We start from the raw sequence: 20,107 nt of genomic DNA, 5'->3' as shown, positions 1-20,107 counted from the left end.
ATGGGAGTCAACAACCGTCAGCGCCGGGCGGAGAAGGCGCGCAAGGCACGGAAGCAGCAGACCACACAGAACGGACCTCGGAACCGCCACGACGAGTCGTGGAGCGCGCACGAGTTGGCCAGTCTCGCACTGCGCCACCTCGCGCTGCAGCGAGCCGGCGGCAACACCTTGATAAGCGACGCCGACGCGCAGTTTGCTCGGTACGCGGACCACCATCAACAGCGTGCGTTCGACGATCAGATCGTGTCCGGAGTGCGCGCTTCGATCGCGCGCGGCTGGACGCCGCTCGACCTGCATGAGGTGAGTCGGCGCCGATTCTCTGCGCCGGTCGTCGAGTTCGTCATGTGTGTCGTCGCACGCGAGAGCGCCGGTCGAGGTGCGGTCCACCCAGACTGGTCCGCTCAGCTGTCGACGTTGAGCACAACGCACGACAACGGGACGCAGGCGTGGGCGGCGCGGACGCGGCTTGCCTGGAACGACGCGCGCGATCAACTCATCGACCTACTGGTCGTGTTGTTCTCCTTGCCGGCGCTCGCCTTCGTACTGCCGGCTCCAGGCGCGTCGACGGCTGAAGTGGTCGACACGATCTCAGACATTGATGATCGAGTGCTGCGAAAGGTGCGAGCGCTGCTGGTCAAGGCCGAGTCCACGGAGTTCGAAGATGAGGCCGAAGCGCTCACCGCGAAGGCGCAGCAGCTGATCACGACGCATTCGATCGATCATGTGCTCGCTGCGCAGACCCGGACTACCCGCAGCCGCCCCATCGTCCGTCGCTTGTGGCTCGACGCCCCGTACCTCGTTCCGAAAGCGTTGCTCGTCAATGCGGTTGCAGGCAGCAACAACTGCAGTTGCGTGCTGTCCAAGGAGTGGGGGTTCGTGACGCTGGTCGGTCACCGTGCGGACCTGGCCGCCACCGAATTGCTCGCGACATCCCTGCTCGTTCAAGCCACTCGAGCCATGACTGCGGCTGGATCACATGCCACACGCCACGGCACTTCACGCACGCGCTCGTACCGGCAGTCGTTCCTTGTGGCCTATGCGGAGCGTATCGGTGAGCGGCTCAGCGAGGCGAGCGCGCAAACCACGACCCAGGCTGATGCAGAGCACGGTGGCGCATTGCTTCCGGTGCTTGCCGCACGTGCAGAGGAGGTGCGGGTAGCGGCGAGCGCGATATTCCCGGAACTCACGCAGACCGCAGTCCGGGCGGGGGATAGCGCCGGTTGGGGTGCCGGTCGTGCAGCTGCCGACCTTGCACAGTTGGACACGAGGGGCGTTCTCGACGAACGCGCGAGCTGAAATCGTGGGGCTGCGGCAATTCCGCAGCCCCCATCAGCCGCCCTCACGTCCATCGATGTTCCGTCCCTGCTAATCGAGACCTCGACACACGGCTCTCCCGACCTATCGTGGAGGGAGGAGCGAGGAGAACATCATGGAGGTTGTCGGAACGGTCGTATTCGCCGCAATGGCGGTCGTCGCTATCGGGGCTGTCGTCGTTGGACTCGGATCGATTCCGGAAATTCGCGAGCGTCTGCGTACACGGAGACGCTAAGAGAACACTCGCGCCGCCCAACGGAACTTTTTCGCTTGCCCGCGCGTCCAACCAGCCGAAAGAATTCGGCGCCGGAGGGGCAAGGTCAAATGAGTGACGTCAGGGTGTTCATCACGAAGCATTCGACCGATTGGCATCGCGAGATCGCCGACAGCAACACGGTATTGCAAACCCAGGTTGGGTCGGGTCTGCATGGAGTCACCGTGAAAGAAGCCGATGACCGCGATGAAATGGGTATCGCAATCGAGCCGCCCGAGGTGGCACTCCGCTGCAACCCGAAGGCATTCGAGCAGTACGAGTACCGATCACAGCCAGTCGGAGTCCGCAGCGGCCCTGGTGATCTCGATCTTGTGGTCTATTCGCTCCGCAAGTACATCCGCCTCGCATCCGCGGGCAATCCGACGGTTCTCATGCCTCTGTTCGCGCCCGATACGGAGATCGTCCGGATTGCCGAACCAGGATTCGACCTCCGGGCGAATCGGTTGATGCTGTTGTCGAAGAAGGCGGGGCTGCGGTTCCTCGGCTACCTGAACTCGCAGCGCCGGCATCTTTCTGGGGAATCCGCGCCGCGACTGAACCGTCCGGAGTTGATCGAGAAGTACGGCCTAGACACGAAGTACGCGTACCACTCAATGCGGATCGCCATCCAAGGCATCGAGCTGATGGAATCGGCGACGATCGAGCTGCCCATGCGACCGGATCTCCGCGGGCACTTGCGGGACGTCCGCCTCGGCAAGTTCACGCTCGCCGAATGTCTGGACGAGATCGCGGATCTGTCGGCACGGCTTACGGCGGCGACCGCACAGTCGGACCTTCCGGAAGCGACCGACGATCGGGTGATCAACACGTGGCTCGCGCAGACCTATCGTGCCTGGTGGGAGAGGGGATAGCGGACCTAATCCCGCGCTTCCCGATGCGTCACCGGGTGCTGACTCAGGATCGACAGCCGGTTGAACGCGTTGATGATCGACGCGGCATAGACGAGTACGGCCAACTGGTCGTCATTGAGCTGACCGCGGATCCGGTCGTAGTCCGCATCCTCGAGGTGATCGGTAGCCACGTTCGTGACAGCTTCGGCGATCTCGAGCGCGGCCCGGTCAATAGGCTCAAAAACTTCGGTCTCCCGCCATGCAGGCAGGACGCCCAGTTGTTGAGCGGTCACGCCTTCCTTCACCGCGAGCCGGGTGTGCAGGTCGAGGCAGAACGCACATCCGTTGATCTGCGATGCACGCACATTGATCAGTTCCAGCGTCGCGCGAGTGATTCCAGCCTCGACCGCCTGGGCCCGGCATTCGATGGCCGCAGCACCCAGCGCCTTGTAGATGGACGGCTTCTGCTTGTCGACGTAAACCCGACGTTCGCTCACCACTCGGACGCTACCCGGCAGATAGGCCGTGTCTGGCAAAATCCCATCCGGCCGGATTTGCCAGACACGACCTAGTCCGAGTCAGCCTTCTTCGGTTCGGTAGATCGCGACAACCCATGCATCAAGCCCTTGAGACTGCCAACTCCCTTCGCCCAACCCTTGGACGCAGTGTGAACGACGTCGACCTCTGGGATCAGGTCGCCGAGGCCGACGGTCGCGCCAACCTCGTGCAGGACCCGGTTCAATGTGCGTTGCGAGTCCTCCAACAAAGAGTTCACCGTCTGCAGCGACGGCCGCTGCTCGACCACTTGGGCCGGGAGCTTCGCGACCAAACCGACCAGGCTCGCGGTGGCTGACCGTGCGAGGAACCCCTCTCGATGTTCCTCGACCAAGTCGGCGGCTCGTTCGGTGTCACCCGCCGCGAGTGCGTGATCGACAGCTTCTTTGAGCAGTCCGTTGTCGGCGAACCACAGCGACGCCAGCTTGTGAAGTTGGATCTCGCGCTGCGGGTCTCGGGTGTGCAGGCGCCGAACCAGATACTCGCGGAACATGTTCTGGAAGCGCATCCACTCCCAGTCGTCATCGGTGCGACTGAGGAACAGTTCCCGGTGCTCGATTTCGTCGAGCACGGTCTGACCGTTGCCCGCTCCGGTCAACCGTGCGGCGAGGTCACCGCAGGTGCGTTCGGTGACGGCGATCGCCAGCATGCGATCGAGCAGATCCGGATTGAGCGAGTCGAGGACATTCTCGACGAGGTACTCCTCGAGAGCTTGATGGTCTGCGCCGAGCCGTCGCGTAATCCCCGCGGGCATGCGATGGGACAGCGACGCCAGCTGCAGCGCGGCGATCCAGCCCTCGGTCGACTGCAGAAGATCAGCGACATCGTTCTCATCGACTCCGCGCTCGGTAAGGAACGCGCGGGACTCCGTCTCGTCGAATCGCAGTGCCTCCGAATCGATTTCGATCAGCTCGTCACGTACCCGAAGGCGTCCCAGTGGCAATCCGCCGTGGGACCTGCTCGACACGATGACCCGCAGGTGGTGACAGCCGTCATCGAGGATCATGGCCATCGCGGCGATCGTCTGCGGGTCTTCGATGCGATGCCAGTCGTCGACGACGAGCACGAGATCCGTCCCCGTTTCGTGGATCTCGTTCAAGAGCACATTCAAAACACTGCGCACCGCGCGGGCGCCGCCAGATTCCAGCAGTTCGACCATTCCGTAGCCGACGCCTGGGCGGACGTTTCGGATTGCGTCGAGCACGTGCGACACGAACCAGACCACATTGTTGTCATCGGCGTCGACGCTGAGCCAGGCGACCGCAACGTCATCGGAAACAAGTTCGGTGCGCCACTGCGCAGCGAGTGTGCTCTTTCCGAAGCCGGCCGGCGCATGGATGAGGGCCAGGCGTCGACGACCTCCGGCACGCAGCATCTCGATCAACCGCGCACGTTCGACCAGCGCGTGCGCGGCCGCGGGCGGCCGGTACTTCGACCCCGCGACCGGAGGTGTCAGCGAACTGCGACGAGTCGTCGAGGTGTCCGCGTGCGATATCTGAGTGCCTGCGGGGATCGCCATGTCAGTCGGTGCAAGTCCGAGCGTGGCTTCGGCGGCTCGCAACTCCTCGCCGAATTCGGCGGCCGAAGCCGGACGGGCTGCCGGGTCCGGATTCATCACATGTTCGATCGCCGAACTCAGCGCCTCCGAAACGCCCCGGTCGCGAGGATTCGGAACGGGCTCGTTCACGATGCGCACGAACTGCGCGATGACCTTCTCGCCCTCTTTGCGTTCGAAAACCGCGTGCCCGGTCGCCAGACAGAACAAGACTGCGCCGAGGCTGTAGAGATCGGACTTCGCCGTCGGGGTTCGCCCGGTGAGCACCTCCGGCGCGGTGTACGCGGGTGATCCGGTGATGACGCCGGTCGCCGTCTCGAAGCCACCCTTGATGTGGGCGATGCCGAAGTCGGTCAGCTGCGGCTCGCCGAAGTCGTTGATGAGAATGTTCGCAGGCTTGACGTCACGATGCAGAATCCCCGCCTGATGCGCAGTTTCGAGCGCACCGGCGAGCTTCACGCCGATGGCCAGAACTTCCCGGTCCGACAGCGTGCCTTGCGCCCGCAACCTGGAGTCGAGTGCTCCGTTCGCGCAGTACGGCATGACGATGAACGGCTGACCGGACGCGGTGACTCCGGCTTGATGCACGTCGAGGATGTTCGGATGACCCGAGAGCCGGGCCATCGCCTGCTGCTCGCGCACGAACCGCTCGCGATCTTCATCGGCCGCAAGGTCTTCAAGCAGCAATTTCACCGCGACCGTGCGGCCCAGACCAGCCTCGACACAGCGGTACACGATGCCGAAACCGCCGTGACCGATAACCTCGGCATCCCGAAAACCCGCAGCCTCGAGCTGGGCGCCCACGCCGAGAGCGGCGTCGTGCTGGGTTGCGTCCTCCACCGTCGATCCCGCCTCTGTGTGTGTCGTTCGACTGTTGCGAACCTACCGATGTCTGCGGTGCACCGAGGGGGAAACTAGCCACGCATTCATTCGGACAGAAACTCGGCAGGAAAACGTCGTTGTCGTCGCCGTCAGCCGAAGATCGGGAACGTGCGGCGCTTGGCCAGGCGGTTCATGCCGTCCTGGATAGCTCCCTCGACGTCCTTGTAGACAGCATCGACGTAGGCCTGGTCGTTCGCTCGTTCGGGATCGTCATCGACATAGATCGGGTCGAGGATCTCGGTTCGGATCTTGGCCGGCAGCGGCAGGTGAGTCGGCAGCGTCTCAATCGTGAGACCGAAGGGAAAGCCGAGCATGATCGGGACCGTCACGCCGCGCAAAGACTTCTTGATTCCGAAGAGCCGGTCGAGCCCGTCCGCGATGAAGCGTCCTTCGGAAAGCACGAACACGGTGTCGTGCCCGCCGATTGTGGCCACCGGCACGATGGGCACGCCGGAACGGATAGCCTGCCGCACGAAGCCTTTTCGCCCGGCGAGGGTCGCAACATCACGCTTGCGCCAACTGCGCATCGCATCCTGCTCGCCACCCGGCCACACGATGACATCGTCTCCAGCCGCGAGCGCTCGAGTGACCGCCTCTCGGGAAGCGGGCAACACTCCGCTCGCGCGGAAGTAGTCGCCGAGAACTGGCGCTGCCATCAACAGGTCGTGCGCGGTCCCGTGCAAAGTCCGGCCGTTGTTGAAGTGGCGCTGCCACGCGACCACCAGGGTCCACGCATCCATCGTCAGCGCCCCGCCGGAGTGCACACCGACCAACAGTGACGGCTTGTCGGGCAGACGATCAAAACCGTCGATCTCCAGGCGGAAGTATTTGTCGCACAGCAGGTTCCAGACCGGCTGGGAGAACCGGGTGACGCGAGAACTCGGTCCCTGGAGGGCGCCCTCGATGGCTGCCTGGGACCGGCGTGCAATGAATCCGGCGAGTCCGCCGGGAGTCTTCTTGACTGGTTTGATTTCGGAAGTCGTTGTCATGGGTGTTGCCTCACTATTTGCTTGAAGTCAAGGGCGGTCCCTCATCGGCTCTGGTTCGGGTGCTCTCCACGGTGCCCGTTGCCCGACGTCGCGCGTTAGTGGTCCGACCACAAGCGACGCTGTGGTCCGGTTACCCGAATTTGCGTTGACGTCGCATATTGGCCGGTTTGGGATGCAGATCGACGCAGTCGTGGAGCAGAGTGAGGCAATGGCCGAGGACATCTCTGCTGAGGTTCGGCGACTCGCGGACGCTGCCGAGGCGTCAGTCGACGCACTCGTCACGAGCGCGGTGCGTGCAGTCTTCGAGCAGATTCCCGCCTTTGGCGAAGGGGCCACGTCAGAGTCGCGGCGCGCAGTCGAGGCCCACTCGGAGGCCATCGTGCGCGCGTTTCTAGGGAGACTGCGCGAGGGGATTCCGGTACGGCCCGTGGACGTGGCACTCACCCGGGGGCAGGCGTCACTGCTGCTGGGAATGGGTATTTCCCTCGGAGAACTGCTCCAGGGCTATCGCGTTGGACAACTCGCGCTATGGCGGGGATTGCGCGCGATCGCGGAGGCCGATCCCGAGATCGGCACCGCTGCAGTGCAGTTGGTGGAACCCGTCATGAACACGGCCGAGGCTGCCAGTGCCGCTGCCGCGGAAGCCTATCTCGATGCCCAGCAGACCCTGCTCGCAGAAAGTGATCGGGCACGTCGTGACTTGCTCGAAGATCTGCTGGCGCGGCGCGCGCCCTCCGCGGGAATACAGCAAGCGATGTTGCGGACCGCCGGACTCGAATCGAACACACGACTCGTCGTGTTGGCTGCGACGCCCGTCGATTCGTCCGAACAGCGGTTACTCGGCGAAGCGGCAACGGTTCTCGCCGGCGACCGCGCAGTCGGCGAGCAGGGGTTGACGGTCGTCCGCCATGCCGAGATCATCGCGGTACTTCCGGCCAGGCGTAAGCGCGTCTCCGCCATTGTTTCGGCAGTCGAGCAGGCTTGGACGCAGCTATCTGCTCGCGGCATTTACCTCGCAGTCGGGATCAGCACAGTGCGTGGGGGACTTGTCCAGATCCCGGAGGCCTACTCGGAGGCTTGTGTGGCTCGTGCCGGTGCCGGTCCGCGCGCGGGTGTGGTGGCGTTGCCCAGACTTTCGACGCTCGACTACTTGTTGCTGCGCGCCGACGACACTGCGCGCCAGATGATCAGGCCGCAGGTACGCAAGTTCGTCCAGGAGGACATCGACCGCGAAGGCGGGCTGGTCGAGACATTGATTGCCTATGCCGCGGCAGATCTCAACGCAAAGGTCGCAGCGACGCAGCTCCACGTGCACGTCAACACGGCTTACCATCGGCTCGAACGAATTGCCGAGAAGACCGGCTGCGACATCCGGCGCTTCGGCGATGTCTTCGAGCTGGTGCTCGCTGCCCGGCTCCTCGGGGTGCAGACCTCGCATGCCGAACCGCGGCGCAATGTGTGAATCGGCATCCGACACGACGATGGGGCACCGCCGCTTGGCAGTGCCCCATCGATCCGATCGCTAGCCGAGGTCACCCGCTGGGGTGCTGTGCGAGATCGACACGGTGTTGCTCGAAGTGTCCGGCTGGACGACCGGCGTGACGGGCTGGTCGTCGGGGGTGACGGGGTCGATGACGGGGTTGACCGGCTGCTCGTCCGGGGTAACCGGGTCAATGACGGGGTTGACCGGCTGCGGCGCGGGCACCGGGTTCAGGAGTCCGGGCATCAGGGTGTAGCTCGCCGACATGTTCGGGGCACCCTGGTCGACGGTGTTCTGGATGACCCAGTGACCCGGGTTCGAACCATCGACGCGCGTGCCGTCGGTGTCAGTCTGGCCGCGGTAGTTGTTGGCCATGAAGACCACCGAGGAACCGTCGTTGCCGTTGTAGGTGACGTCGACTCCGAATCCGCCCTTGTTCCACGTGGATGCGCTCACGGTTTCCGAGGCGCCGGGGGCCAACGACGACTGCGGCGAAACGATCCAGTCGCCGTACGGGTTGTCCGAGCCGGCCAGTGAAATCGTGCTGTCGGTGTTGTTCGTGATGGTCATCGCGATCGTGCCCGAGTAGTCGGGGAGAACCGGGTGAACCGGGGTGACGGGGTGCACCGGGGTAACTGGATGAACCGGGGTAACGGGCGTAACCGGAGTAACTGGGGTGACCGGCACAACGACGACCCGCGTCGAGGGTGCGGCTGCGGGGGTGACAACCGCCGGAGTCGTGGTGGTGACGGTGTGGACCGAGGCGCTGTGTGAAGGGCTGTCGGCAGAGTGAAGAGCAAAGCCAAGTGCGGCACCACCGATTCCGGCGAGAGCGGCTGCGGTGCTGGCGATGACGATTGTGCGGCGACGGTTGGTGGTGGTCATTTCGAACTCCTTTTAGCGGCTTAGGTCTTGCTTTGGTGTCTCAAGATTCCTTCGCCGAGCCCTTTCGCCGCGTCCGCCGACGGGACGCTCAGCCGGGGGAATCGCGTTCCCCCGATTGGGGGATGTGGGATTTGTCTGACACGCCCCTGGCGCCAAGTAGGCTGACCAATATGGGCCCCGACCTGCATCAGGCTGCCGGTGGCGCGGTCGTGTGGAGCGATCGGTACCTCGAATACTCGTGGACCCCTGAGCATCCGATGAATCCGGTTCGGCTGGATCTGACGATGCGGCTGGCTTCTGCACTCAACGTCCTCGAGGGCGTCGAGCTCCTCGATCCGGATCCGGCGGGGGACCAGGATCTCCTGCGGATTCACAGCTCCGCCTACGTCGAGATGGTCAAGCACGCACCGGCTCAGCCAGGTTCGCGAGCGGCCGCGATGTTCGGCCTGGGCAACGACGACAACCCGATTTTCGCGCGGATGCACGAGGCGAGTTCGGTGATCGTGGGCGGGACCTTGCGTGCGGCACAGGAGATCGCAGCCGGACGGGCCCGGCGGGCGGTCAGTATCGGTGGCGGAATGCATCATGCGATGCGCAACAATGCCTCGGGATTCTGCGTGTACAACGACGTGGCCGTGGCGATCACCTGGCTGCTGGAGCAGGGATTCGACCGGATCGCGTACATCGACGTCGACGTTCACCACGGGGACGGTGTCCAGCGTGCCTTCGAAGGCGATCCGCGGGTTCTGACGATTTCGATCCATCAGCATCCGGCGACGCTGTGGCCCGGCACCGGCTATCCCGGCGAGATCGGAACGGGCCGCGGCGAAGGTTCGGTGGTGAATCTCGCGTTGCAGCCTGGCACGACCGACCGGTACTGGCTACGCGGCTTTCACGCGGTGGTCCCGGGTGCCATCGCGGCGTTCCGGCCGCAGATCGTGGTCAGTCAGTGCGGCGTTGACTCGCACCGCGAAGATCCACTCGCCGACCTCGCGCTGACGGTCGACGGGCAGCGTGCCGCGTTCCGTGCGATGCGCGAACTGGCGGATACCTATGCCGAAGGTCGTTGGCTTGCCGTCGGTGGTGGCGGTTACGGACTCGTTCGGGTGGTGCCGCGTTCCTGGACGCACCTGCTTGCCGCCGCGCTCGATCGGGACCTCGACGTCAACACTCCGATTCCCGCCGAATGGCGTGATCATGTGCTCAGTCGGGTGCCGCATGCAGACGTTCCCGAGACCATGAGCGATGGCGGTGACGTCACCTTCCCGCGCTGGGACGGGCCCGGTGGGCGGCCGGATAGCGGTGTCGCCCAAGAGGACCGAGACTTCCACCGAGTCGACACCGCGGTGCTCGCGACGCGGCGCGCAGTGTTTCCTCTGCTCGGCCTCGATCCGGATGACCGTCGTGACTGAACAACCACCGTTTCCTGAACACTGGCTCGCTGACGTGCTCGCGTCCGACGGCGGGGTGGTGCACCTGCGCCCGATCACTCCCGACGATGCGGAGCGCCTCGTCGCCTTCCACTCGAGGCTGTCCGACGAGACGCGTTACCTGCGCTACTTCGGGCCCTATCCGACGTTGTCCGAGCAGGACGTGTACCGGGCGACGCACGTCGACCATCGCAATCGCGTAGCCCTCATTTCCCAGCTCGGCGACGACATCATCGCGGTGGGGCTGTACGAGGCGAACGCGGACGGCAGCGCGGAGGTCGCGTTCGTCGTCGCCGATGAACACCAAGGTCGAGGTCTGGGCTCGATCTTGCTCGAACATCTCGCGGGCGCGGCGGCGGAGAACGGAATCGACACGTTCGTCGCCGAAGTTCTCGCCCGAAACCGCGCGATGGTGAAGGTGTTCCTCGACGCCGGCTATCAAGTCACTCGAACCCTCGAGCAATCGGTGCTGCACCTCGAGTTCGCGATCGACCCGACCGAGGCGCTCCTGCAGGTGCGCAACTCACGGGAAAGCGCCTCCGAGGCGAGGAGCGTGCGAAATCTGTTGTCGCCGAGCTCGATTGCGGTGATCGGCGCGTCCGTCCGGCCCGAGAAGGTCGGTGGGGCGATCCTGGCCAACCTGCTCGCCGGCCAGTTCAACGGTCCCGTCTATCCGGTCAACGAACTGCGCCGGTCGGTCCAGGGAGTGCGCGCGTACCCGACCGTTCACGACATCCCCGACACCGTCGACCTGGCGATCATCGCGGTTCCTGCGGCCGACATCGATGCGGTCTTCGCCGACTGCCTGGCCAAAGGTGTGAAGGGCGTGGTGATCCTGTCGGCGGGGTTCGCCGAATCAGGCGAGCACGGTTTCGCCGCTCAACAGCGGCTCGCCCGGCAAGCACGGGTGAACGGGATGCGGCTCGTGGGACCGAATGCGCTGGGTATTGCGAACACGAATCCCGAGGTCGCTCTCAACGGCACGCTCGCCGCGGGGCTGCCGCGCCGCGGTCGCGCGGGCTTCTTCTGCCAATCGGGACCGCTCGGGTCGACGATCCTGCGCGAAGCCGCGGCCCGGGGGCTCGGGCTTTCGACGTTCGTTTCCGCAGGTAACCGCGCCGACGTCTCCGGCAACGATCTCATTCAATACTGGGACGCCGATTCCGACACCGACGTCGTGCTGCTCTACCTGGAGACTCTCGGAAATGCGCGGAAGTTCGCGCGGATCGCGAAGCGCCTCGCCCGGAACAAGCCGATCATTCTCGTCCGAAGCGGACGTCTTGGCCGGCCAGACCCTGCAGCATCAGCCATCGACGCGACAATCGCCGCCGACCTGTTCCGCCAGGCTGGCGTCATCGCGGTCGATTCGATCTCGGACTTGTTCGACTGCGCGACCCTCATGTGCCATCAGCCGCTGCCGGCCGGACGCCGCATTGCGGTCGTCGGGAACAGCGAGGCGCTCGCGTGGCCGGCGATCTTCGCCGCCGAATCCGGCGGACTCGAGGTGACCCGGACCGAGGTCCTCAGCCCGACCGCTGATGCCGACGCCTTCGACGCAGCGCTGCGCGAGATCGCCGCCGCGGCCGATGTGGACGCGGTCGTGGCGATCGTCGTCCCGCCTGTCCCGATTCCGATGGAGCAGTTCGCCGCCTCCTTACGCAGTGTTGCGGCCGTCGCCAGCAAGCCGATCGTGTCGACTTTCGCTGGCGAACAAGGCATTCCGGATCTGCTGGCAGTCCGAGACGACACCGGTGCGGCGATCGCGGGATCGGTGCCTTCGTACTCCGGTCCGGAACATGCGGTGCGTGCCATTCAGCGCGCCTGGGAGTACGCCCAGTGGCGTGCAGAGCCGGTATCGACCCCGATCCGGCCCAGCGGGATCGACTCCGCGCGCGCCGGAGCGATCCTCGCATCGAGGGCTCCCGGCTGGCTGTCCGATCGCGATGCCGCGGACCTGTTTGGCAGCTATGGCGTGCCCATCGTCGATTTCCGGGAGGTGGACAGCGCCGAGGCGGCCGAGTCTGCCGCCGACGAACTCGGTCTCCCGGTGGCGGTCAAAGCGACGGGGGAGGTGTGGCGTCATCGCCCCGACTTGCGCGGCGTGCGGCTGGACCTAGGCGGACCGGCCGGGGTTCGCCGCGCCTACGAGGATCTGGCCGAAGCGTCGGGGAACCCGCTCGTGCATGTGCAGAAGATGGCGGTCAAGGGGATCGGTTGCGTTATCCGCGTGCAGGAGGATCCGGCATTCGGGCCAGTCGTGTCGTTCGGCCTGTCGGGCGTCATGGTGGATCTGCTCGGCGATCGCGCCTATCGTTCGCTGCCGTTGAGTCTGGAAGACGCGGCTGCGCTCGTTGCCGCTCCGAAGACCGCTTCGCTCCTGCTCGGAACGCCGACGACCGAGGCCGCCGACACCGCCAGTCTTGCCGACCTGCTCGTGCGGATTTCGACTCTGTGCGAAGACTTTCCGCAAGTACGCGAACTCGTGCTCGAACCTATCCTGGCCTCGCGTTCACGGACTGAGGTGCTCTACGGGAGGGTGCGGGTGGGGCCCGAGCCGACGCAGTTCGACGCGGGTCCGCGGCGGCTGGCGTGACGCACTAATCCGACGGCTGTGCCAATGCCACCAGAAGTCGCACGATCTCCTCGCCCGTCGGCGCCGGAAGCTCGGAGGGCTCCTCGGGCTCCCGGGACCCGTGGACCTCGGTGTGGAGTTGTTCCATCCGACGGTCGAGTTCGCCGGCGATCTCCGCTGCTGCCGAGAGTTCCTGGACCAGGTGTGAAGGGACCTCGCCCTGGAACTTGTAGTAGATCTTGTGCTCGAGGCTTGCCCAGAAGTCCATGGCGATCGTCCGGATCTGCAGCTCGACGGGCACCGCAACCGGGCCCGACGACAGGAAGACCGGGATCTCGATGATGGCGTGAAGGCTCTTGTACCCGTTGGGTTTCGGGTTTGCGATGTAGTCCTTCACGGAGATCACCCGCACATCATCCTGTCGCGTGATCGCTTCGAGCACACGGTAGGTGTCGTCGATGAAACTGCACGTGATTCGAACGCCCGCGATGTCGGTGATGCCCTCGCGGATTGAGGCGAGGGACGCTCCACAACCCTGTCGCGTGGCCTTCTCGACGATGCTCTCCGGCTTCTTGATCCGGGACGTCACGTGCTCGATGGGGTTGTACCGCTGCAGATGCAGGAACTCCTCGCGCAGGATCGACACCTTCGTGAGTACCTCGTCAATCGCGAAGCGGTACTCCATCGTGAACCGGGACACTTCGTCGCGCAGACGGCGGAACTGCTTGAGCGTTTCGGGGTCGGGGACGAACTCCGGGGCGTCCCGGGTCGGAGGGTTCATGAGCCCGAGGTTACCGATCTGGTCGGGGCGATCCTTCCACGTTGGTCAGCACTCGTCGGTGAACCACGTCGTCACCTTCCGCGCTGCGTTGCGCAATGCATGCTGTTCGTCCGGACTCAGGACGTCGAAGATCCGCTGGCGGACGTGTGCAACATGTCCGGGGGCCGCCTGAACGACCTCGGCATAGCCGGCCTCGGTCAGCACCGCAACGGTGAACCGCCCGTCCGTCGGATCGGGCTCGCGCCGAACGAGTCCTCGCTTCTCCAGCCGTTTCATCAGATGGGAGAGGCGCGACAGTTCTGAATAGGCAAGTACGGCAAGGTGACTCAGTCGCATCGTTCGGTCGGGCTGTTCAGACAGAACCGCGAGTGTGTAGTACTCGATGAAGCTCAGGTTGGAGTCTCGCTCGAGTTGCCTGCCAAGCTCGCCAGGCAGGATGGCGAGCAGGAGATGCAGCGCTCGCCACGTCTCCATCTCGTCGGAGGTAAGCCATTGGGGCTGCGTCGTCGGTGCTTCCTCGACCGTCATACGAGCAGTATAGATCAATTTCCTAATAGTTGAATGTTCATGTCGTTTCCAACTTCCGAATGACTTGAACATTCATATATCTCGGAGTACGTTGAGGCATGAACGTTCAAGTCATAATCAATTCCTGAGTCGGAGGAGTCCTCGCCATGAGCGACCTCAAGATTGCCGTGATCCTCGGCAGCACTCGACCTGGCCGCAACGGCAAAGCCGTCGCCGACTGGGTCATCGAGCAGTCCAAAGAGCGTTCGAACGCCACCTACGAACTCGTTGATCTCATTGACCACCCGTTGCCGCACCTCGATGAAGCGCTCCCGCCGTCGTGGGGCCAATGCAGCGGCGACCACACGAAGAAATGGTCAGCGACAATCGCCCGGTACGACGGCTTCATCTTCGTCTCGCCCGAGTACAACCACTCGACGTCCGGCGTGCTGAAGAACGCCATCGACTACCTGTATGCCGAATGGAACAACAAGGCCGCAGCCTTCGTGTCCTACGGCGCACTCGGTGGAGCCCGCGCAATCGAGCATCTTCGCGCCATCACCGCTGAACTCCAGATCGCGGGTGTGCGCCAGCAGCTCTCGTTCTCGCTGTTCAGTGACTTCGAGAACGTCTCGGTATTCAAGCCCGGGGCGCAACAGTATGAGGCGGCTCAGACCATGTTCGCCCAGGTCGAATCGTGGTCCGGTGCTCTCCAGTCCGTCCGTGAAGGGGTGGCCGCATGAACACCGCATTGTGGTAGTCGCCGGCCTGCTGGGCGTGGTGTTCCTGATGGCTGGAGCCATGAAGCTGGCGCGCTCGAAAGCGCAGCTCGTCGAGAACCCGAACATGGCTTGGGCTCAAGATCTTTCGCCGGAACTGATCAAGGCCATCGGAGCCGCGGAGGTGGCTGGCGCGGCTGGTCTGATCCTTCCCGCCGCGCTACAGATTGCAACTGCGCTCGTTCCGTTGGCCGCTGCCGGACTGGCGTTGATCATGATCGGTGCGATCATTACCCATGGTCGTCGCGCGGAGTATCCGAGCGTGGTCGTGAACCTCGCACTGTTTTCGATGGCGTTGTTCGTTGCCGTCGAACGATTCGGCCCGCACGCTTTCTAGCCGAGCAGCGGATGCCGAGATCGCTCTCGGCATCCGCCCCTTTGGGCCCTACAGCCTCTCGATGATCGTCGCGTTCGCGAGCCCGCCGGCCTCGCACATGACCTGCAGGCCGTAGCGGCCACCGGTCTGCTCGAGGTTGTTGATGAGCGTGGTCATCAGACGTGCGCCGGAAGCGCCGAGCGGGTGACCGATGGCGATCGCGCCGCCGTTGATGTTGACCTTCGCAAGGTCGGCGCCGGTCTCCTTCTGCCAGGCCAGCACCACAGAGGCAAAGGCTTCGTTGACCTCGAAGGCGTCGATGTCGTCAATGGTCAGCCCGGCCTTTGCCAGCACCTTCTGCGTCGCGGGGATGATGCCGGTGAGCATGAAGATGGGATCGTCGCCGACGACGGCGAACGAGTGAACGCGGGCTCGGGGAGTGAGTCCGAGCTTGTGTGCAGCGTCTTCGCTGGTGACCAGCAGGGCGGCTGCACCGTCGTTCACGGGCGAACTGTTGCCCGCCGTCACGCGCCAGTCGAGTTCGGGATAGCGCGCTTCCCACAGGTCGTTCTTGAACGCGAGTCGGAGGCCGGCCAACGTTTCAGCGGTGGTCTCGGGGCGAATCGTTTCGTCGGTCCGCAGGTCATTGACGTAGGTGACTTGAGACTCGAACAGGCCGTCCTTCCAGGCGCGGGCAGCGCGCTGGTGGGACTCGGCGGAGAACTCGTCGAGGCTGGCGCGGGAGAGATCCCACCGGTTGGCGATCAGTTCGGCGCTGACGCCCTGCGGCACGAGGCCGCGCTCGTACCGGGAGCCGACCTTGCTGCCGGCGAAGTCCTTGCCTTGGAACTGCGAGCCGATCGGGATACGGCTCATTGACTCGATTCCGGACGCGATCGCCACGTCGTAGGCACCCGCGATGACACCCTGCGCCGCGAAATGGAGCGCTTGCTGGCTCGAACCGCATTGGCGATCCACCGTGACGCCCGGAACGGACTCGGGGAAGCCGGCTCCGAGCAGGGCCCAGCGGGCCGTGTTTCCGGACTGTTCGCCGATTTGACCGACCGCGCCGCTGATGACGTCATCAACGACCGCGGGATCGATGCCGGTGCGATCGACCAGCGCGGCCAAGACGTGGGCGTGAAGGTCTACCGGATGAATCTCCGAGTAGGCGCCGCCGGGCTTGCCCTTGGCGAGTGGAGTGCGGACCGCGTCGACGATGACTGCGGAGGATGTGGCACTCATGAGTGTTCCTTTCGTGCGGTGTCGGCGGAGCCGCCGACGATGCCAGCCATCTGGCCTGACTATGGAAACCACAAGTCAGCGTATTCTGTTCCCATGGCCACGCTCAGTGACAATTCCGACAGCGTCGCCGTCATCGAACGGCAGGGCGCTTTCATCGACCGAGACGCTTGGACGGCCGCAGGTTGGTGCCGCCTGGAGACCGCGTTCGAAGTCATCGGCACCCGTTCGGCGCTGGTCCTGCTGCGTGAGGTCTTCTACGGCGGCACTCGATTTGATGAGTTGGTGCGTCGCGCGGGCCTGAGCGAAGCCGTCGCCGCGGGACGCCTCAAGGACCTCGTCGCGTGCGGCGTACTCACTCAGCGGCCGTATCAGGATCCCGGGACGCGCACGCGCTACGAATACGTGTTGACCAAGGCGGGCGCCCAGCTTTATCCGATCGTCGTGGCTCTCACCCAGTGGGGCGAATTGCTCCGCGAGGACCACGAGACGGGTGTCGAACTCGTCCACGAAGGCTGCGGCGCACACCTTCATGCAGAGGTTCGGTGTGCGCAGGGGCACCGGGTTCCGCTGGGTTCTGCCGTGGTCCGCCTCAAGAATGAGGGGAACCGTTGACGGCGATCCGAGTCACCAGTTGGCTAAACAGTGACAGTTATCCACCGTTGCGGAGGAACTTTCATGCCCACCAATGAGCAGGTTGCAAGCGTTCGCTACATCGTCGACGACGTGCCTGCCGCGGTCGACTTCTACACCACGCACCTTGGCTTCGACGTCAAGTTCGTTGCCGGCAGTGCCTTCGCCGATATTCGCCTCGGGGCCCTCCGACTGCTGGTGTCGGGCGCCGCAAGCTCGGGAGCGCGAGCGACCCCCGAAGGGCTTGGCGCCGGACGAAACCGGATTCACCTCATCGTCGACGACCTCGACGGCACCATCACGAGGCTCCGCGACGCTGGAGTCCCGTTCCGTAGCGACCTCGTGTCGGGTCCGGGTGGCCGCCAGATTCTGATCGCAGATCCGTCGGGGAATCTCATCGAGCTGTTCGACCCGGCGAATTAGGCGAGTGCCTCGGTTACCGCATCCCGGAGATCGTCGGGATCAGGAAGTGGTGAGAACCGCCCGTCGCGGCGCTGGTAGACGCGGCAATTGAGCCCGGTCGGCGCGTTCGGATCGGGCGGCAGGATGTCGCTGCCTCCGATCCGGAAGGTGGGTGACCCGATGAATCCGATGTTAGCGGCGAGTTCGGGCGACTCGATCCACACGACGTCGACGCGGACGTCGGGCCGCCCGATCTCGTGAAGCAACGCCAACAGACGCGTGTGCGCTTCTTCATGTGACGGGCAGCCCGACGTTGCGAGCAACTGCACAGATTCCGTCATGAACCGACAGTCACGCCAACCGGACTCCACTTGACGGAGCAACCGACGGGTTCCGTCGACGGGAGCGAGACCGACCGCGACGCAAGGATGTCGTCCAGCGCTTCGCGTAGGAACCGTGCGTTCTGGTCCTCATCTTCGTAGTTCGCATCGGGAGCTCCGCGATAGACGAGAGTGCCCGAACGGTCGACGATGAAGACGTCCGGAGTCTTCTGGGCGCCCCAGGCGCGCGCGACGGCCTGCTCGGCGTCGCGGAGATATGGCCCGGCGAAGTCGCCCGCGGCCACTCGCGCCGCACTCGCTTCGGTCGAGTCGAGCGGTTGGACGTGCTCGTCGTTCGGGTTGATCTGCACGACCTGTACGCCCTGGTCGGCGTAGTCGCGGGCGAGCTGCTGAATCCGCTCGTGCCACGCCAATGCGTACGGGCAATGGTTCGCGGTGAAGACAACCACGGTGGCCGTCGCAGCTGATGGGTCCACGGTGTGGTCGCCACCCTCGACGCGGGAAAGGGTGACGGGGGCGACTGCGTCACCCACGGAGTAGGGCACGTTGTTCTCCTTAGCGGCGGTCGTGGCTAGATCGACCTGAAGCGTAGAAGTCGTCGGTTCCGCGGGAACCCCTTCAAATCAGCGTGATTCGGAGCAAACACGACGTTAAGTACGGCGTGGCGTTCGATGCTCCGGAACTCCAGGGCCCACTCTTCGGCCATGAAAAATCTGTTCGACCTCGTCGCGCGAATTGTTCGCCGGCGCGCTCTGACACTGGAGCACGACAAGTTCATCCACCCCGCAACCCAATCGAAGCTTCTCGTTGCGAAGAGCGACGAGCGCACCGCGGTCAAGACCCTCGCCTGATACTGAACTCCCTGCGACACCACGACTGTCCAGCCTCGGGCCGTCTGCCGTTTGTCGCGTCTTCACCATTTGGCTGATTCGTCCCACTTCGATCGTGGCATGTCTCTGTCACGTCGTGAGTTCTTCAACCGGACGGCCGGTGCCGGCCTCGGTATCGCTCTCATCGGAAGCTTCGAGTCGCTGTTCACCGCGCCGAATGCACTGGGTGCGCCCGCCAAGGTCCCCGGCTACGGCCCACTCGTCAATGACCCGAACGGCAAGCTCGCCTTGCCGGAGGGCTTCTCCTACAAGATCGTGACGCAGGCCGGCGTCACGAAGCTCGACTCCGGTGAACCGAGTCCCGGCACCCACGACGGCACCGGCGCCTTCGAACGTCCCGGTGGCGGAACGACTCTCGTGCTCAACCACGAGATCCGGGGCACGTCACCGAACAACGTCCCGCATGCCGACGGCCTCGTCTACGACCCGAGCGCCAACGGCGGATGCACCATTGTCGACGTCGACAAGGACGGAAACCTCGTCAATGAGACCGTTGGCATCGCCGGCACCTCGACCAACTGCGCGGGCGGAATCACGCCGTGGGGAACGTGGCTGACCTGCGAGGAGACAGAGGACAAGGTCGGCCAGAACGGGTCCACCAAGCCGCACGGCTACGTGTTCGAGGTCCACCCGTTCGACCGTGCTGCGAACCAGAACCCGCAGCCGATCAAGTGCCTCGGCCGCTACCCGCACGAGGCCTGCTGCGTTGACCCGAAGAGCGGCGAAATCTACCTCACCGAGGATGCCAAGGGGCCGTTCGGACTGCTCTACAAGTGGACTCCGCCGGCGGGATACAAGGCAGCTCCGGGAGTCCTCAAAACCCTTGACGCGACCGCCGGTGCACTCGAAGCCATGCGCGCGACCGACAAATCGGGCAACTACGTCGACGACCTCTCCCGAGTCACCGAAGTAGGCACGACCCTCAAGACCGAGTGGATCGCCGTGCCCGATCGGGACGCGGCCACGGTTTCAACGCGCAAGCAGAGCTTCGCTAAGCCGGTCACGCGCGGTCAGAAACTCGAGGGCGCCTGGTGGGGTGATCACGGCGCCTACATTGTCGCGAGCTTTGGACGCACCGCGGACGGCAGTGCGGTCGCGCACGACGGCCAGCTGTGGTTCGTCGACCCGAGCAAGCAGACGATGGAGTTGAGGCTCCGGTTCGGAATCAACCCGAACTACGGCCAGGACGGCGCCTTCGACGGCCCGGATAACATCACTGTTTCACCGTGGGGTGGCGTCATCATGGCCGAGGACGGCGAGGGCGTCCAGCACTTGATCGGCGTCAACGACAAGGGCGAGGCGTACCAAATCGCGCGCAACCAGATCGACGAGAACGAGTTCACCGGTCCGGTCTTCTCGCCCGACAAGCGCACGCTGTTCGCCAACGCGCAGACGCCGGGAATCATGTACGCGATCACCGGACCGTGGCAGCCGAACCCGAAGTTTTAGG

Annotated in this window: 21 protein-coding genes; 12 read left to right on the top strand and 9 right to left on the bottom strand. The window is 64.5% G+C overall.

The window, feature by feature from the left end:
* The 3 genes from F600_RS0123260 to F600_RS0123250 all read left to right on the top strand — a co-directional run bounded on the left by F600_RS0123260 (position 1) and on the right by F600_RS0123250 (position 2,439).
* Positions 1 to 1,296: a DUF2786 domain-containing protein gene (locus F600_RS0123260; RefSeq protein WP_018163070.1), complete on the top strand. Its 1,296-nt coding sequence runs from the start codon at positions 1 to 3 to the stop codon at positions 1,294 to 1,296.
* A gap of 133 nt (positions 1,297 to 1,429) precedes the next feature.
* Entirely contained in the window at positions 1,430 to 1,549 is a 120-nt protein-coding gene (locus F600_RS32750; RefSeq protein WP_018163069.1) for a hypothetical protein, read from the top strand.
* An 89-nt stretch (positions 1,550 to 1,638) separates the two neighbouring features.
* Positions 1,639 to 2,439 (top strand): DNA polymerase beta superfamily protein, encoded by an 801-nt coding sequence (locus tag F600_RS0123250; RefSeq protein ID WP_018163068.1) that lies wholly within the window; start codon positions 1,639 to 1,641, stop codon positions 2,437 to 2,439.
* 5 nt (positions 2,440 to 2,444) lie between these two features.
* On the opposite strand, the gene F600_RS0123245 is transcribed toward F600_RS0123250, so the two are convergent.
* From F600_RS0123245 to F600_RS0123235, 3 genes are all read right to left on the bottom strand, one after another.
* Entirely contained in the window at positions 2,445 to 2,915 is a 471-nt protein-coding gene (locus F600_RS0123245) for a carboxymuconolactone decarboxylase family protein (RefSeq protein WP_026306875.1), read from the bottom strand.
* A gap of 71 nt (positions 2,916 to 2,986) precedes the next feature.
* A complete protein-coding gene (locus F600_RS29520) occupies positions 2,987 to 5,368 on the bottom strand; it encodes a serine/threonine-protein kinase (protein WP_018163066.1) in 2,382 nt (793 codons plus the stop codon).
* 131 nt (positions 5,369 to 5,499) lie between these two features.
* Positions 5,500 to 6,399: a lysophospholipid acyltransferase family protein gene (locus tag F600_RS0123235; protein ID WP_018163065.1), complete on the bottom strand. Its 900-nt coding sequence runs from the start codon at positions 6,397 to 6,399 to the stop codon at positions 5,500 to 5,502.
* A gap of 172 nt (positions 6,400 to 6,571) precedes the next feature.
* On the opposite strand from F600_RS0123235, the gene F600_RS29515 reads away from it, so the two are divergent.
* On the top strand, positions 6,572 to 7,861 hold the full coding sequence (locus F600_RS29515; protein ID WP_018163064.1) for a PucR family transcriptional regulator: 1,290 nt from the start codon (positions 6,572 to 6,574) through the stop codon (positions 7,859 to 7,861).
* A 60-nt stretch (positions 7,862 to 7,921) separates the two neighbouring features.
* On the opposite strand, the gene F600_RS30815 is transcribed toward F600_RS29515, so the two are convergent.
* Complete coding sequence (locus F600_RS30815) at positions 7,922 to 8,764, bottom strand: hypothetical protein (protein ID WP_018163063.1); 843 nt, start codon at positions 8,762 to 8,764, stop codon at positions 7,922 to 7,924.
* 170 nt (positions 8,765 to 8,934) lie between these two features.
* Between F600_RS30815 and F600_RS0123220 the strand changes: the two genes are divergently transcribed.
* Together F600_RS0123220 and F600_RS0123215 are read left to right on the top strand one after the other, a co-directional pair.
* A complete protein-coding gene (locus tag F600_RS0123220) occupies positions 8,935 to 10,176 on the top strand; it encodes an acetoin utilization protein AcuC (protein ID WP_018163062.1) in 1,242 nt (413 codons plus the stop codon).
* Positions 10,160 to 12,787 (top strand): bifunctional acetate--CoA ligase family protein/GNAT family N-acetyltransferase, encoded by a 2,628-nt coding sequence (locus F600_RS0123215; protein ID WP_018163061.1) that lies wholly within the window; start codon positions 10,160 to 10,162, stop codon positions 12,785 to 12,787. Before F600_RS0123220 ends, F600_RS0123215 begins: the two co-directional genes overlap by 17 nt.
* 4 nt (positions 12,788 to 12,791) lie before the next feature.
* Here F600_RS0123215 and F600_RS0123210 read toward each other — a convergent pair whose 3' ends face one another.
* Together F600_RS0123210 and F600_RS0123205 are read right to left on the bottom strand one after the other, a co-directional pair.
* Complete coding sequence (locus F600_RS0123210; protein WP_018163060.1) at positions 12,792 to 13,547, bottom strand: GTP pyrophosphokinase; 756 nt, start codon at positions 13,545 to 13,547, stop codon at positions 12,792 to 12,794.
* Positions 13,548 to 13,592: 45 nt separating this feature from the next.
* Positions 13,593 to 14,075, bottom strand: coding sequence for a MarR family winged helix-turn-helix transcriptional regulator (locus F600_RS0123205; RefSeq protein ID WP_018163059.1), 483 nt, complete (start codon positions 14,073 to 14,075; stop codon positions 13,593 to 13,595).
* A gap of 146 nt (positions 14,076 to 14,221) precedes the next feature.
* Here F600_RS0123205 and F600_RS0123200 point away from each other — a divergent pair, with 146 nt between their 5' ends.
* Positions 14,222 to 14,797 carry an NADPH-dependent FMN reductase gene (locus F600_RS0123200; RefSeq protein ID WP_018163058.1) on the top strand — a complete coding sequence of 192 codons (576 nt, stop codon included), beginning with the start codon at positions 14,222 to 14,224 and terminating at the stop codon, positions 14,795 to 14,797.
* Positions 14,778 to 15,170 (top strand): DoxX family protein, encoded by a 393-nt coding sequence (locus F600_RS0123195; RefSeq protein WP_018163057.1) that lies wholly within the window; start codon positions 14,778 to 14,780, stop codon positions 15,168 to 15,170. Before F600_RS0123200 ends, F600_RS0123195 begins: the two co-directional genes overlap by 20 nt.
* Before the next feature lie 48 nt (positions 15,171 to 15,218).
* Here F600_RS0123195 and F600_RS0123190 read toward each other — a convergent pair whose 3' ends face one another.
* Complete coding sequence (locus tag F600_RS0123190; protein WP_018163056.1) at positions 15,219 to 16,394, bottom strand: acetyl-CoA C-acyltransferase; 1,176 nt, start codon at positions 16,392 to 16,394, stop codon at positions 15,219 to 15,221.
* A gap of 93 nt (positions 16,395 to 16,487) precedes the next feature.
* On the opposite strand from F600_RS0123190, the gene F600_RS0123185 reads away from it, so the two are divergent.
* Together F600_RS0123185 and F600_RS0123180 are read left to right on the top strand one after the other, a co-directional pair.
* Positions 16,488 to 17,006, top strand: a complete 519-nt coding sequence (locus tag F600_RS0123185; protein WP_156024788.1) for a winged helix-turn-helix transcriptional regulator — start codon at positions 16,488 to 16,490, stop codon at positions 17,004 to 17,006.
* A gap of 63 nt (positions 17,007 to 17,069) precedes the next feature.
* Positions 17,070 to 17,447 carry a VOC family protein gene (locus F600_RS0123180; protein WP_018163054.1) on the top strand — a complete coding sequence of 126 codons (378 nt, stop codon included), beginning with the start codon at positions 17,070 to 17,072 and terminating at the stop codon, positions 17,445 to 17,447.
* On the opposite strand, the gene F600_RS29505 is transcribed toward F600_RS0123180, so the two are convergent.
* Both F600_RS29505 and F600_RS0123170 read right to left on the bottom strand, forming a co-directional pair.
* Entirely contained in the window at positions 17,444 to 17,767 is a 324-nt protein-coding gene (locus tag F600_RS29505; RefSeq protein WP_018163053.1) for a hypothetical protein, read from the bottom strand. The two genes, F600_RS0123180 and F600_RS29505, sit on opposite strands and share 4 nt — an antisense overlap.
* Positions 17,764 to 18,312 carry a thioredoxin family protein gene (locus tag F600_RS0123170; protein ID WP_018163052.1) on the bottom strand — a complete coding sequence of 183 codons (549 nt, stop codon included), beginning with the start codon at positions 18,310 to 18,312 and terminating at the stop codon, positions 17,764 to 17,766. The genes F600_RS29505 and F600_RS0123170 overlap by 4 nt, the downstream gene beginning before the upstream one ends.
* Before the next feature lie 159 nt (positions 18,313 to 18,471).
* Between F600_RS0123170 and F600_RS31760 the strand changes: the two genes are divergently transcribed.
* Positions 18,472 to 18,618, top strand: coding sequence for a hypothetical protein (locus tag F600_RS31760; protein WP_018163050.1), 147 nt, complete (start codon positions 18,472 to 18,474; stop codon positions 18,616 to 18,618).
* 99 nt (positions 18,619 to 18,717) lie between these two features.
* Positions 18,718 to 20,106, top strand: a complete 1,389-nt coding sequence (locus F600_RS0123155; protein WP_018163049.1) for an alkaline phosphatase PhoX — start codon at positions 18,718 to 18,720, stop codon at positions 20,104 to 20,106.
* Position 20,107 lies beyond the last annotated feature (1 nt).

Source organism: Smaragdicoccus niigatensis DSM 44881 = NBRC 103563 (genome assembly GCF_000380645.1).
In the GTDB taxonomy this organism is placed as follows: domain Bacteria; phylum Actinomycetota; class Actinomycetes; order Mycobacteriales; family Mycobacteriaceae; genus Smaragdicoccus; species Smaragdicoccus niigatensis.
The sequence above is the reverse complement of the archived record's forward strand: the minus strand, read 5'-3'. Positions and strand labels throughout refer to the sequence as shown.

Bases quoted from the DNA above. Each gene is read 5' to 3' on its own strand.
- F600_RS0123250 (WP_018163068.1), top strand. From the start codon at position 1,639: ATGAGTGACGTCAGGGTGTTCATCACGAAGCATTCGACCGATTGGCAT.
- F600_RS0123220 (WP_018163062.1), top strand. From the start codon at position 8,935: ATGGGCCCCGACCTGCATCAGGCTGCCGGTGGCGCGGTCGTGTGGAGC.
- F600_RS0123200 (WP_018163058.1), top strand. From the start codon at position 14,222: ATGAGCGACCTCAAGATTGCCGTGATCCTCGGCAGCACTCGACCTGGC.
- F600_RS0123210 (WP_018163060.1), bottom strand. From the start codon at position 13,547: ATGAACCCTCCGACCCGGGACGCCCCGGAGTTCGTCCCCGACCCCGAA.
- F600_RS32750 (WP_018163069.1), top strand. From the start codon at position 1,430: ATGGAGGTTGTCGGAACGGTCGTATTCGCCGCAATGGCGGTCGTCGCT.
- F600_RS0123215 (WP_018163061.1), top strand. From the start codon at position 10,160: ATGACCGTCGTGACTGAACAACCACCGTTTCCTGAACACTGGCTCGCT.
- F600_RS0123235 (WP_018163065.1), bottom strand. From the start codon at position 6,399: ATGACAACGACTTCCGAAATCAAACCAGTCAAGAAGACTCCCGGCGGA.
- F600_RS0123180 (WP_018163054.1), top strand. From the start codon at position 17,070: ATGCCCACCAATGAGCAGGTTGCAAGCGTTCGCTACATCGTCGACGAC.
- F600_RS31760 (WP_018163050.1), top strand. From the start codon at position 18,472: ATGAAAAATCTGTTCGACCTCGTCGCGCGAATTGTTCGCCGGCGCGCT.
- F600_RS0123205 (WP_018163059.1), bottom strand. From the start codon at position 14,075: ATGACGGTCGAGGAAGCACCGACGACGCAGCCCCAATGGCTTACCTCC.
- F600_RS0123155 (WP_018163049.1), top strand. From the start codon at position 18,718: ATGTCTCTGTCACGTCGTGAGTTCTTCAACCGGACGGCCGGTGCCGGC.
- F600_RS0123185 (WP_156024788.1), top strand. From the start codon at position 16,488: ATGGCCACGCTCAGTGACAATTCCGACAGCGTCGCCGTCATCGAACGG.
- F600_RS0123260 (WP_018163070.1), top strand. From the start codon at position 1: ATGGGAGTCAACAACCGTCAGCGCCGGGCGGAGAAGGCGCGCAAGGCA.
- F600_RS0123190 (WP_018163056.1), bottom strand. From the start codon at position 16,394: ATGAGTGCCACATCCTCCGCAGTCATCGTCGACGCGGTCCGCACTCCA.
- F600_RS29515 (WP_018163064.1), top strand. From the start codon at position 6,572: ATGCAGATCGACGCAGTCGTGGAGCAGAGTGAGGCAATGGCCGAGGAC.
- F600_RS29505 (WP_018163053.1), bottom strand. From the start codon at position 17,767: ATGACGGAATCTGTGCAGTTGCTCGCAACGTCGGGCTGCCCGTCACAT.
- F600_RS30815 (WP_018163063.1), bottom strand. From the start codon at position 8,764: ATGACCACCACCAACCGTCGCCGCACAATCGTCATCGCCAGCACCGCA.